This window comes from Massilia sp. MP_M2 (genome assembly GCF_039123635.1).
Taxonomy (GTDB): Bacteria; Pseudomonadota; Gammaproteobacteria; order Burkholderiales; family Burkholderiaceae_D; genus Telluria.
Map to the genome: position 1 here is coordinate 115,582 of NZ_JBCHJF010000008.1, position 12,467 is coordinate 128,048.

8 protein-coding genes are annotated in these 12,467 nt (G+C 67.2%); 4 read left to right on the forward strand and 4 right to left on the reverse strand.

Annotated features, from left to right (window positions below; translation table 11 throughout):
- Positions 1 to 69 precede the first annotated feature (69 nt).
- Entirely contained in the window at positions 70 to 3,954 is a 3,885-nt protein-coding gene (locus RCH14_RS17130; RefSeq protein ID WP_343027307.1) for a two-component regulator propeller domain-containing protein, read from the forward strand.
- On the opposite strand, the gene RCH14_RS17135 is transcribed toward RCH14_RS17130, so the two are convergent.
- Entirely contained in the window at positions 3,951 to 4,892 is a 942-nt protein-coding gene (locus RCH14_RS17135) for a D-2-hydroxyacid dehydrogenase (RefSeq protein ID WP_343027308.1), read from the reverse strand. The two genes, RCH14_RS17130 and RCH14_RS17135, sit on opposite strands and share 4 nt — an antisense overlap.
- Positions 4,893 to 5,013: 121 nt before the next feature.
- Between RCH14_RS17135 and ligD the strand changes: the two genes are divergently transcribed.
- Positions 5,014 to 7,572: a DNA ligase D gene (ligD, locus tag RCH14_RS17140; protein WP_343027309.1), complete on the forward strand. Its 2,559-nt coding sequence runs from the start codon at positions 5,014 to 5,016 to the stop codon at positions 7,570 to 7,572.
- A gap of 22 nt (positions 7,573 to 7,594) precedes the next feature.
- Here ligD and RCH14_RS17145 read toward each other — a convergent pair whose 3' ends face one another.
- The 3 genes from RCH14_RS17145 to RCH14_RS17155 are packed head-to-tail and all read right to left on the reverse strand — an operon-like array spanning position 7,595 to position 9,860.
- The gene (locus RCH14_RS17145; protein ID WP_343027310.1) at positions 7,595 to 7,828 is read right to left on the reverse strand and encodes a hypothetical protein; all 234 of its coding nucleotides are present in this window, start codon (positions 7,826 to 7,828) and stop codon (positions 7,595 to 7,597) included.
- A gap of 2 nt (positions 7,829 to 7,830) precedes the next feature.
- Positions 7,831 to 8,871, reverse strand: a complete 1,041-nt coding sequence (locus RCH14_RS17150; RefSeq protein ID WP_343027311.1) for a Ku protein — start codon at positions 8,869 to 8,871, stop codon at positions 7,831 to 7,833.
- A 23-nt stretch (positions 8,872 to 8,894) separates the two neighbouring features.
- On the reverse strand, positions 8,895 to 9,860 hold the full coding sequence (locus RCH14_RS17155; protein WP_343027312.1) for an SDR family oxidoreductase: 966 nt from the start codon (positions 9,858 to 9,860) through the stop codon (positions 8,895 to 8,897).
- Positions 9,861 to 10,037: 177 nt separating this feature from the next.
- Here RCH14_RS17155 and RCH14_RS17160 point away from each other — a divergent pair, with 177 nt between their 5' ends.
- Together RCH14_RS17160 and RCH14_RS17165 are read left to right on the forward strand one after the other, a co-directional pair.
- Positions 10,038 to 11,510, forward strand: a complete 1,473-nt coding sequence (locus tag RCH14_RS17160) for a diguanylate cyclase (protein WP_343027313.1) — start codon at positions 10,038 to 10,040, stop codon at positions 11,508 to 11,510.
- A gap of 114 nt (positions 11,511 to 11,624) precedes the next feature.
- On the forward strand, positions 11,625 to 12,464 hold the full coding sequence (locus RCH14_RS17165; protein ID WP_343027314.1) for an urease accessory protein UreD: 840 nt from the start codon (positions 11,625 to 11,627) through the stop codon (positions 12,462 to 12,464).
- The last annotated feature ends 3 nt before the right edge of the window (positions 12,465 to 12,467 follow it).

The following is a 12,467-nucleotide window of genomic DNA, read 5'->3' on the forward strand; positions in this document are numbered from 1 at the left end:
GACTCAAATTATTTCACGGCAACAAAGTCATCTGGTAGATTGGCTGCAGCGCAAATCGATCGGATGACCATGCCAGGTTCTACCTGGGCCGCCTGTAACGGCCTGTTTCGTTTCACCTTCTTCCTGCTGCTGGCGCTGGCCTTGCCGGCCGACGCCAGCCAGCGCAACCTGCGCTTCGAGCGCCTGTCGGTCGAGGAAGGCTTGTCGCAGCATTCCGTGATGAGCATCCTGCAGGATCGCCAGGGTTTCATCTGGTTCGGCACCCAGGCCGGCCTGCACCGCTACGACGGCTACCGGATCGTCATCTATCGCAACGATGCCAACAATCCCGACAGCATCCCCGACAACTTCATTTCTGCCGCCTACGAGGACCCGGCCGGCCGCCTGTGGTTCGGCACGAAGGGCGGGCTGGCGCGGCATGATCCGGCGACCGGGCGTTTCGAGCGTTTTGCACTGTCCCAGCCGGGGCGAACTATCAAGCGTTCCGTGGTGGCCATCGTGCCGGGGCCCGATGGCGCGCTGTGGCTCGCGACCAATGACGGCGTGGTGCGCTTTGACCCGCACACGGGCCAGCAGCGCAACCACGTGTCCGATCCGGACAACCCGGCGAGCCTGCGCGACAACCGCGTCAACGCACTCGCGTTCGATGGGCGCGGGGCATTGTGGGTCGGTACTGCTGCGGGCCTGGACCGGCTGGACCCGGCGAGCGGCCAGGTCGTGCATTTCGCGATGGCGCCGCCCGCTGACGCCGAGCGCAATGCCGTGCTGGCGCTCTCGATGGGACCGCGCCAGACACTGTGGATTGGTACCGCGGCGGGCCTCGAAGCCTGGCGCATCGACGGCGACGTGCCGCAGCGGCGCCAGATCGGCGCGGCGGACGGCATGCGCGGCGCGCGCATCCGCACGCTGTACCACGACAGCGGCGCCCAGCTGTGGGTAGGCACCTCGGCCGATGGCCTGAAGTGGCTCGATCCAGCGAGCGGCCGGTTCATCGGCTACCGTCATCTGCCGCAGGACCGGCACAGCCTGTCCGACAACCAGGTGTCGGCGGTGCTGGTCGACCGCACCGGTACGCTGTGGGTCGGCACGTATTTTGGCGGTATCAACCGCGCCGACCTGGCCAGCGGGGGCTTTGCGCGCTTTGGTGAGACGGAAGGCATGGGCCGCGCCAGGGTACGCGCCATCGTCGACGACCCGGCCGGGCGCCTGTGGCTGGGCACCAGCGGCGATGGTCTGATGCTGCTCGACCCGACCTCGCGCACCGCCCGGCACCTCGGCACCGACGCATTTACGGGAAAGGTCGTCACCGCGCTGGAGCAGGCCGGGGGGCGGCTCTGGATTGGCACTCCCACGGGCCTGGCGTGGCGTGACGCGCGCGGGCGCATGGGGCGCGTGGCATTGGGCCAGAGCCCTGGTGCTCAGCATGTGCAGGCGCTGCGCCAGGGCCGCGACGGCACGCTGTGGGTGATGACGCGCGACGGCCTGTCGGCAGTCGCTCCGGGCGCCACGACCGCGCGCAACTGGCGCAATGTGCCCGGCGACGCCACCAGCCTGGGCGACAACTACGGCTTTGCATTGGTTGAGGACCGGCGCGGCGTGCTGTGGATCGGTACCGAATCGGGCCTGGAGCGTTTCGACCCTGCTACCGGCACGTTCAGCCGCTTTCGGCATGACGCGCAGGACAGCGCCAGCCTGCGCCACAGCCGCGTGTATCACCTGCTCGAGTCCAGGGCCGGCGACCTGTGGGTCGGCACGGCAGGGGGGCTGCACCGGATGGTGCAGGCTGGTGGCCGCACGTCGTTTCGCTACTACCCGTTCAGCAGCCAGGACGCGCAGTCGATCGGCGCCATGCTCGAAGACGACGACGGCGTCATCTGGGTCAGCACAACCGCCGGCATTACGCGCGTCGACCCGGTCACCGGCCAGACCAAGAGTTATAACGCCAAGGACGGCCTGATCGACGGCGCGTATTTCGTGGGCGCTGGCCGGCGCGGCGCCGACGGGCAGCTGCACTTTGGCGGCGTCAGTGGCGTCACGTCATTCAACCCGGCCGACGTGCACGATAATCCGTTCCCGCCGACGGTGGCCATCACTGACCTGCAGGTGCTGAACCGCTCGCGCGGGATTCACAACCTGGCGGCGCAACGGGCCATCACGCTGTCGCACCGCGACACCGTGATCTCGCTCGAATTCGCGGCGCTGCACTACGCCGACCCGATGGGCAACCTGTACGCCTATCAGCTCGAGGGCTTCGACGCCGACTGGGTCAATACCGGCGCCGGCCGGCGCTTTGCCACCTACACCAATCTCGATCCCGGCCACTACGTGTTCCATGTCCGCGCCAGCAACAAGGATGGCGTCTGGAGCAAGGACGCGGCCACGCTCGCGATCACGATCACGCCGCCGTACTGGAAGACATGGTGGTTCCGCACGCTGGCCGTGGCGCTGGTGGTGACGCTGTCGTATTTCGCCTATCGGCTGCGCATCGGCGCGCTCGTGACGCGCCAGGGCTTGCTGGCGCGCGAAGTCGACGCCCGCACGGGCGAACTGCTGCTGCAGAAAGAAGCGGCTGAACGGGGCAAGCGCGAGGTCGAGCGCCAGAAGGAATCGGTCGAGCGAGCGCACCGCAACATCGCGCTGCTGTCGGAGATGGGGCGCATGCTGACCACGAACCTCGACCACGAGGCGATCATGCTGACGCTGTACCAGCACGTCAAGGCGCTGATGGATGCGCCGCTGTTTGCGGTCGCGCTGCGTCAGGGCGAGCGCGGCGTGCTCGAGCTGCCGTTCGCGATGGCGTTCGGTCGGCGCGAGGCGCCGCGCGAGCTGGCCTTCGATCCGGCTGGGCACCTGATGGCGCGCTGCGTGGACGAGAACCGCGCATTCCTGCTGGCCGATGTCGACGCGCAATTGCGGGCCTGCCTGCCCGGCGCGCCTGATCTGGTCGCTGCGGTGGCGCTGGCCGCGCCGGCGGGGGCATTGCCGATGCCGCGCTCGCTGCTGTGCGTGCCGGTAACGGCGGGCGAGCGCGTGCTGGGCGCACTGACAGTGCAAAGCCTGGAGGTGGGCGCCTACGGCCAGGTCCACCTCGACATGCTCGGCACGCTGGCCGCCTACGTCGGCGTGGCCATGGACAATGCCGAAGCCTACGCGCGCCTGAAGGAAACCCAGGTGCAACTGGCAGCGCAGGAGCGCCTGGCGTCACTCGGTTCGCTCGTGGCCGGGGTGGCGCACGAACTCAATACGCCGATCGGCAACAGCCTCCTGATGGCCAGCACGCTGCAGGAACGCACGCACACGGTGGCGGCGCAGTTCGAGGCAACCACGCTCAAGCGATCCGACCTGGCCGACTATATGGGGGCGGCGCGCGACGCGTCGCAGCTGATCGTGCGCAGCCTGCACAATGCGGCCGAACTGGTGAGCAGCTTCCGCCAGGTGTCGGTCGACCAGGCCAGTGCCCAGCGGCGCCGGTTCGATCTGGCCCAGGCCTGTCAGGAAATCGGCGCGACGCTGATGAACACGGTGCGGCTTGGCGGGCACCAGCTCGACATCGATGTGCCACCAGGGATCGCGATGGACGGCTTTCCCGGCCCGCTGGGCCAGGTGATCATCAACTTCGTCAACAACGCGATGCTGCATGCCTTCGAGGGCCCCGGCGGCGTCATGACGCTGACAGCGCTGGAAACCGACGGACGCGTCGCGCTCACGTTCCGCGACGACGGGCGCGGCATCGACCCGGCCCACTTGGGCCGCATCTTCGATCCGTTCTTTACGACGCGCATGGGGCAGGGCGGCACCGGCCTGGGACTGAACATCGTCTACAACATCGTCACCACGCTGATGGGCGGGACGATCCGCGTCGTGAGCCTGCCGGACGCCGGCACCGCCTTTCTGCTCGAACTGCCGCAGAAAGCGCCCGAGGCGCTGCCGCCCACGGGCGCGGGCGCCGTCTAGACGACGTTGACCGGCGTGCCGGCCTGCCAGGCTTCGATATTATCGACCAGCATGTCGGCCAGCGTCTGCATGGCGCCGAAGCTGGCCCACGCAATGTGCGGCGTGAGCAAAAAGTGCGGCAAGCGCAGGCGCAGCAGCGGATTGTTCGAGCCGGGCGGCTCTTCGCTCAGGACATCGAAGCCGGCGGCGATCCTGCCTTCCATCAGCACATTCGCCAGCGCAGCCTCGTCGACCAGACCACCACGCGCCGTGTTGATCAGCAGCGCGCCGGGCTGCATCAGAGCGAGTTCGCGCGCGCCGATCATGTGGCGCGTCGCGTCAGTCAGTGGCAGGTGCAGGCTCACGACCTGCGAGGTCGCCAGCAGTTCGTCCAGCGGCAGTTCCGTGACGCTCGTATCGGTGATCGGCGAGCGCGAGGTAGCAACGACGTCCATGCCGAAGGCGCGCGCGATGCTGGCCACTTGCCGGCCTAGAGCGCCGTAGCCGACAATGCCCAGGCGCGTGCCGGCCAGGTCGCCGATCGGGTGGTCGAGCAGGCAAAAGCGGCTCGAGGTTTCCCACTTGCCCGCTTCGACGTCGGCCGCATAGGCGCGCAGGTTGCGGCGCAGTGCCAGGATCAGCGTGAAGCAATGCTCTGGTACCGACACCAGCGAATAATCGCGGATGTTCGACACCACGATGCCGGCCGCGCGGCAGGCGGCCAGGTCGACATTGTCGGTGCCGGTCGCGGCGACGGCGACCAGCTTCAGGTCAGGCAGGCGCGCGATGGCGTCGGCCCGCAACGGCACCTTGTTGGTGATGGCCACCGTGGCCCCCGCCAGGCGCGCCACGACGTCGTCCGGGGCGGTGGCCGCATGGTCTTGCCAGGCATGTTGGAAGGCGGGCACGCGGACATTGGCGCGCAGGCTGTCACGGTCCAGAAAAACGATTCGCTGCATGGTGTCCTTTCGCGGTTGGGTGCTTGCGATAATCATAGCAGCCCTGTCAGCGTGAGTTGCCGAACAGTGCCTAACGAGCGGGAAGGCTACGCTGACAACGTCGAATTTCCCTGAGGTTGCCATGACGGACGCACTCAACGCCTACAAAGCCAAACGCAATTTTGCGATCACGTCCGAGCCGGCCGACGGCGGAGAAGCGGGGCAGGACGTGCTGACCTTCGTGATCCAGAAACACTGGGCCAGCCGCCTGCATTACGACTTTCGGCTCGAGCTCGACGGCACGATGAAAAGCTGGGCCGTGCCGAAAGGCCCCAGCTACGACACGCATGACAAACGCATGGCCGTGCAGGTCGAAGACCACCCGATCTCGTACTCCGACTTCGAGGGCACGATTCCGGCCAGGCAGTACGGCGCCGGCAAGGTGATCATCTGGGACAAGGGCACGTGGGAGCCGCTGGAAGATCCGCGCCAGGGCTTTGCCAAGGGCAGCATCAAGTTCGCGCTGCACGGTCACAAGATGCACGGCCGCTGGGCACTGGTGCGGATGAAGGGCCGTGGCGAAAAGCAGCCGCCCTGGCTGTTGATCAAGGAAAAAGACGATTACGCGCGACCGGCTGCCGAATTCTCGCTGGTGGACGAATTGCCCGACAGCGTGAAGGCATTGCCGATGCCCAAGCGCGCCGCGCAGAAGGTCGAAGCGCTGGGCAAGGGTGCAAAGGCGGCGCCTGCGAAAAAAGCATCCGCCAAAAAAGCGGCAGCAAAAAAGGCACCCGCAAAACGGACCACGGCCAATGACGCCAGGGAGCCGCTGCCGGCGACATTCGCCCCCGAGCTGGCCACGCTTGTCGACGCACCGCCGCCTGACCCCGACAACTGGCTGTTCGAAGTCAAGTTCGACGGCTACCGCATGCTCGCGCGCATCGAGGATGGCGCGGTGCGGCTCATGACGCGTAACGCCAACGACTGGACCGACAAGCTCACGCCCCTGAAGGAAGAGCTGGAACGCATGGCGCTGCCCGACGGCTGGTACGACGGCGAAATCGTCGTGCACGACGACGCCGGCAAGCCCGATTTCGGCTTGTTACAGGCCGCGTTCGACGGCAACGGCGCGATCGACATCGATTACTTCCTGTTCGATGTGCCGTACTTCGACGGCCACGACCTGCGCGAGATGCCGCTGGTCGACCGGCGCACAGTGCTTGAACAGGTGCTCAAGAAAGCCAGATCCCAGAAAGTGCGGTTCTCCGCCGAATTCCGGGCCAAGCCCGACGAACTGATTGTGGCGGCCTGCAAGATCGGCCTCGAAGGCGTGATCGGCAAGCGACGCGACGCGCGCTACGTCTCGCGCCGCTCATCCGACTGGATCAAGCTCAAATGCGGCCGGCGCCAGGAATTCGTCATTGCCGGCTTCACCGATCCGAAAGGCGCGCGCACCGGCATCGGCGCGCTGCTGCTCGGCGTCCATGACGACGACGGCGTGTTGCGCTACGCCGGCAATGTCGGCTCGGGCTTGAACCACGCGACCTTGATCAGCATCGCGGCGCAACTCGAGACGCTGCGCACCGACACCAGCCCGTTCCCGCCGCGCGCTGTGCCGGGGCGGGCGCACCACTGGGTCAAGCCGGTGCTGGTGGCGGAAGTGAGTTTTTCGGACTGGACCAGCGGCGGCGCCGTGCGTCATCCGGTGTTCCAGGGGCTGCGCAAGGACAAGCCGGCCAGGAACATCACCCGCGAGCAAGCGCTTGCCGTGGAGGACGTCGCGGCGGACGACGAACCCGTGGCCGCACAGAGCAAGCTGCCCCCGTCGCTGAAGATCACCAACGGCGAGCGCGTCATCGACAAGACGAGCGGCGCCACCAAACTGGCGCTGGTGCGCTATTACGCGCTGGTGGGCGAGCTGATGATGGCGCACCTGAAAGGCCGCCCGGTATCGCTCGTGCGCGCGCCCGAGGGCGTGGGCGGCGAGCTGTTTTTCCAGAAGCATGTCGACGTGCGCAAGATGCCGGGCCTGCGCGATCTGGACCCGGCGCTCGACCCGGCGCATCCACCGATGCTGGAAGTGGCCATGCCGCTGGGCATCCTGTCGTCGGCGCAGTGGAACGTGGTGGAGATCCACACGCAAAATGCGCTCAAGGGCAGTTACCAGAAACCGAACCGGATGGTGTTCGACCTCGATCCGGGCGAGGGCATCCAGTGGCCCGAGATGCAGGAAGCGGCGCAGCTGATGCACGCCTTCCTGGACCAACTGGGCTTGCCGGCGTTCTTGAAAACCAGCGGCGGCAAGGGGTTGCACGTCGTGGTGCCAATCAAGGGAAACCACGACTGGGACACGGTCAAGCGCTTCTCGCAGGCGATCGTGCACCATATGGCGCACACACTGCCGGAGCGCTTTGCCTTCAAGAGCGGGCCGAAAAACCGGGTAGGGAAAATCTTCATCGATTACCTGCGCAACGGACAGGGCGCCACGACGGTGGCCGCATGGTCGGCGCGTTCGCGCCCGGGGTTGGGAATTTCGGTGCCGCTGGGCTGGGATGAGCTGGACGCGCTCACGGCGAGCGACCGGTGGTCCATCGCCAACGTGCACGAGCGGCTCGATGTCGGCAATACGCCGTGGCAGGACTATGCCACGGCGGCCACGACACTGAGCAAAGCGATGAAGCAGCTCGGGTTCGTGCCTTAGGGGTGGGGGCAAGCGCGCTGCGTCACGCGTCGTTCCTGAAAATGCCGCGCACGTTCATGGCCAGCAGCGCGACCTGCAGCGCGATGAGGGCCCACGCTTCGTCATGCCAGCCCCAGACGATCCACAGCACATTGCTGACAATAAAGGTCCAGAAGCCCAGGATGCGGCGCTCGGCGTGCTTGGCGCCGACGAGGTAGGCGGCGATGAGACTCACGGCCATCGCGGGCCATTGGAGAAAGTCGATGAATCCGTCCATGCTCAAGCCGCCTTCTTGCGCGCAGGCGCCTTGGTTGCGGACTTTACGGCCGCCTTCTTCGCCGCTGGCTTGGCCGCTGCCTTGGTGGCAGTGGCACGGGCCCCTGACGCGGCCGTTGACTTGCGCGCGCGTGGAGGAGGCTGATCGTGCTGGCTATCCTCGTCGTCGGCAGCTTTGCGCGGCTTGCGTGGTGGCGGATCGTCGTCATCGTCGCCGTCGTCAAGGGCCGCCAGCGCCGCCTTGGCCGGCTTCTTGCCAAGACTGGCCTGCAGCAGGGCGACCAGATCGATGACCTTGCCGGTGGTGCGCTTTTCTTTCTCCGGCTCGGGCTGCGTGATGGTCTTGGTCTGTTTGGCCTTGATCTTCTTCTTGACCAGGGCCAGCACGTCGTCGCGGTAGCTGTCGTGGTACTGCGCCGGCGCCCAGTCTTCGCTCATGCCCTCGACCAGTGCCATCGCCATCTTCAGTTCCTTGACGGTGACGGCGGCTGTTTTCGCGCTGGGCGACGGGATCTTGAGTTCGCCCGCGTCGCGCATCTCGTCCGGGTAGCGCAGCGTATTGAGCACGATCGTGTCGCCCACGCAGATCAGCGCCGCCAGATGCTGCTTGACGCGGATGACCACGTGCGCGATGCCGACCTTGCCCGCTTCGCGCAGCGTCTCGCGCAGCAGCGCATAGACTTTCGCACCGCCCTTGCCGGGCGCCAGGTAATACGGCTGGTCATAGTAAATCAGCGGCACGTCCCCGGCATCGACGAACGCCTGGATGTCGATCGTCTGCGTCGCTTCCGGGTTGGCGCGGCGCAGGTCTTCGTCCGACAGCACGACATACTCGCCGTCCTCGTACTCGTAGCCCTTGACGATATCGTCCCACACCACTTCCTTGCCATTGCCCTTGTTGTAGCGTTTGAACCCTACCGGCGAAAAATCGCGCCGGTCGAGCATTGTCAGGTCGAGCCCCCTGGTCTCGACCGCGGGGTACATATCGACCGGAATATGGACCAGTCCGAAGCTGATCGCGCCTTTCCACATGCTGCGTGCCATTGCCTGCTCCTCACTGGGGTCGGTTATTCGCCGACGACGCCGGTCACCGGCAACACGATGCCCGTGATGTAGCCCGAGCACACGGGCGACGCCAGGAACACATAGGCCGGCGAGGGTTCTTCGGGCTGGGCCGGGCGCCGGTAGTCGGTGCTGGCGCCGAACTCGCTGATGTCGTCCGGGCCCTTGTCGGCCGGGTTCAGTGGCGTCCAGACGGGGCCAGGCGCCACCGCGTTCACGCGAATGCCCTGGTCGAGCAGGCTGCCGGCCAGCGACATCGTAAACGCGTGGATCGCGCCCTTGGTCGACGAATAGTCGATCAGCTTGGCCGACCCTTTCAGACCCGTGACCGAGCCCGTATTGATGATCGACGCGCCGCGCTTGAGGTGCGGCACGACTGCCTTGGCCATGTGGAAGTAGCCGAAGATATTGGTGCGGAAGGTTTCCTCGAACCGCTCTTCAGTCAGGTCGAGAATCGAATCGGCGTGTTCCTGGAACGCGGCATTGTTGACCAGGATATCCAGCCGGCCGAATGCTTTGAGCGCCTGCTGCACGGCGTCGTTGCAGAATGCCGGGTCCTTGACGTCGCCGGCGATCGTGATGCAGCGGCGGCCTTCGGCCTCGACGCAGCGCTTGGTCTCTGCCGCATCGACGTCTTCGTTCAGGTACATGACGGCCACATCGGCACCTTCACGCGCAAACAGCACGGCCACCGCACGCCCGATGCCCGAGTCGGCGCCGGTGACGATGGCCGCCATGCCGTCGAGCTTGCCGCTGCCCTTGTAACCTTCGGCCATGAACTTCGGCTTGCTTTCCATCTCGGCTTCGAGTCCCGGCTTGGCCAGGTGCTGCGCCGGCATCGGCGGCGCTGGCTGGTCGACCCCGGTCTGGACGGCTTCTTTGTTCCCGGACTCATTCTTGCTGGCGTCGCGTGCGTCCTGCTCTTGCTGGATGGCGCGCTGTTTCGCTGCCACGTCGTCTTGATGTGCCATGGTGATTCTCCCGTAAGTGTGCATTCGTTCAGAAGAGTATTCGGCGCGTACGGTGGCACGACGGTGCGCTCCCACACACAGGACGACAATTGCTATGCTCGGCACGCCGGCTTATGGCAAACTTGCCTTGCAGTCATGCCAACAGGGTGCGGCTGGACCTACCTCTGGAGAATCACCATGCATCAAGAAGACGGCGCGCGCGAGGACTTTACCTGTGTCTTCGTCAATCCTGTCGGCCAGCGCCGCGCCGATTTCCAGCACGGCTGCGACGGCATGTTCGCCAATCTGCGCGTAGCGGCGGGGGCCGAGCAGGCGCGCGGCCTGCTGGCGCGCGAACCGGCCGACCTGCTCGTGCTGGATCTCGAGCGCTGCGATCCCGGCATCGACCTGGCCGCGCTGGGCGCACTGGTCGCCGAGCGCGCCGGCGCGCCGGTGCTGGTGCTGTGTCCATTCACGAATGCGCGCTGGCTGTCGGCGCTGATGGCGTTCGGTCCACTCGACTACGCCATCGGCCCGCTGCGCGCGCAGCAAACCCGCGCGCTGCTGGCCACGCGCATGCGCACCGGGTTTGGCGGCGCCGCGCCTGCCGCGCCCACGGCGCCGGAGGCCGAGCTGCGCACGCTGCTCGCACTACGCACTGCCTGCCAGCAGGCCCTGGCCCAAGCCGACGACAGCGAGCGCTTTGCCGAGCACCTGTGCGCGGCGCTGGCCGGCTGGCCGGGCCTCGTGCATGCGGCGCTGTTCCAGCATCGCGACGGCGACCTGCGTCTCGAGGCCGAGCAGGGCGTCGACGGCCTGCGCCTGGCGGCGCTGCTCGCGCACGAGGGCGGGCTGCTACAGTCGCCAGTGCGCCATGCCTTCCCCGGGCTGCTGGCGGCGGTGACAGGCGAATTCACGCTACTCGATACGCTCGACAAGGCCGGCGAGCCGGCGCTGGCGGCGCGCCTGGACACCTTTGGCGCGCGCATGGTCGTGGGCGTGCCGATCCCGGCGCCGGGGCCGGGCGGGCCGATGGGGGCGCTGTGCCTGCTGTTTGGCGACGCGCGGCCGTTCTCGCCCGCCCAGCTGCAGGCGCTGGACGACCTGGCTGGGCTGGCCGCGTACGGCCTGCGCATGGCCGAGCTCACGCGCGAGAATGAGGCGCTGCTGGCGCGCGTGACGCACCTGGCGACCACCGACGCCCTGACCGACCTGGCCAGCCGCCGTCACGGCGAAGGCTTGCTGGAGCAGGAGATCAAGCGTGCACGCCGCTACCGCCTGCCGCTGGCGCTGATCGCCTTCGACATCGACCGTTTCAGCCAGATCAACGACACCTTCGGCCACCCGGTGGGCGACCTGGTGCTGCGCACGGTGGCCGACACGGCGCGCGCGCTGCTGCGTTCGAGCGATGTTCTGGTGCGCTCGGGCGGCGAGGAATTCCAGGTGATCGCCTCGCACACGAGCGCGATCGATGCCCTGAAGCTGGCCGAGAAGCTGCGCGCGGCGATCGAGCAGGTGGAAATACCCGGGTGCGACCACGTCACGATCAGTCTCGGGGTAGCTCAGCTGGGCGAGGGCGAGAGCGGCGACTCGATGGCGGTGCGCACCCACGCCGCATTGGCGCGCGCCAAGCGGGCCGGCCGCAACTGCATCGAGCTGGCGATGTCCTGACGCGTTCGGGTGCAGCGTGCACCTCCCCGGTGCGCGCAGTAGGCGAAACACCCCCTCCAGGCCATGTCCGGGTCACGTCCAGGCCCTGGCACGCATCGTGCTGTTTCATCAAGCATGCGCGATTGCAGCCTCACCGATCCACCGACCATGTTCCCCGCCTGGCAAGCCAGCCTGGCGCTGGGCTTCGTGCGCGATGGCGACACGACGCGTCTCGTGCGCCGCGCGCACCGCGGGCCGCTACGTGTCCAGAAGGCGCTGTATCCGGAAGGCCCTGGCGCCTGCCACGTGATCGTCGTGCACCCGCCGGGCGGCGTGGTCGGTGGCGACCGGCTCGAGATCGACGTTGACGCCAGCCCCGGTTGCAGCGTGCTGGCCACCAGCCCCGGCGCGGCCAAGTGGTACCGCGCCAACGGCCGCGTGTCGCACCAGGCGGTGCGCCTGCAGATCGCTGCTGGCGCCGCCGTCGAATGGCTGCCGCAGGAAACCATCTTCTATGACGCGGCGCGCGTCGATCTCGAACACGAAGTCGATCTCGCCGCCGGCAGCATCTATATCGGCAGCGAAGTGCTGTGCTTCGGCCGCGTGGCCGCTGGCGAAGCGTTCACGACCGGGCAGATACGCCAGCGCACGCGGATTCGCCAGGACGGTCGCCTGTTGTGGTGGGAGCAGGGCATCCTCACCCCCGATGGCATTGCCAGCCCCCTCGGCATGCAAGGTCATTCGGTGTGCGCGACCCTGCTTGCCGTCGGCCGGCCCGTACCCGCCGCGCTGCAGGCGCGCGTGCGCGCGCTCGACCCGCAACTGGCGTCCAGCCAGGTGAAGTCGGTGTTCGTGGCGCGTTATCTCGGCCACGACGGCGAAGCGGCGCGCGCCGTCATGGCGCGCGTGTGGGAATTGCTGCGCCCCCATCTGCTCGACCGCCCGGCGTGCCCGCCGCGCATCTGGCTTACCTAGAAC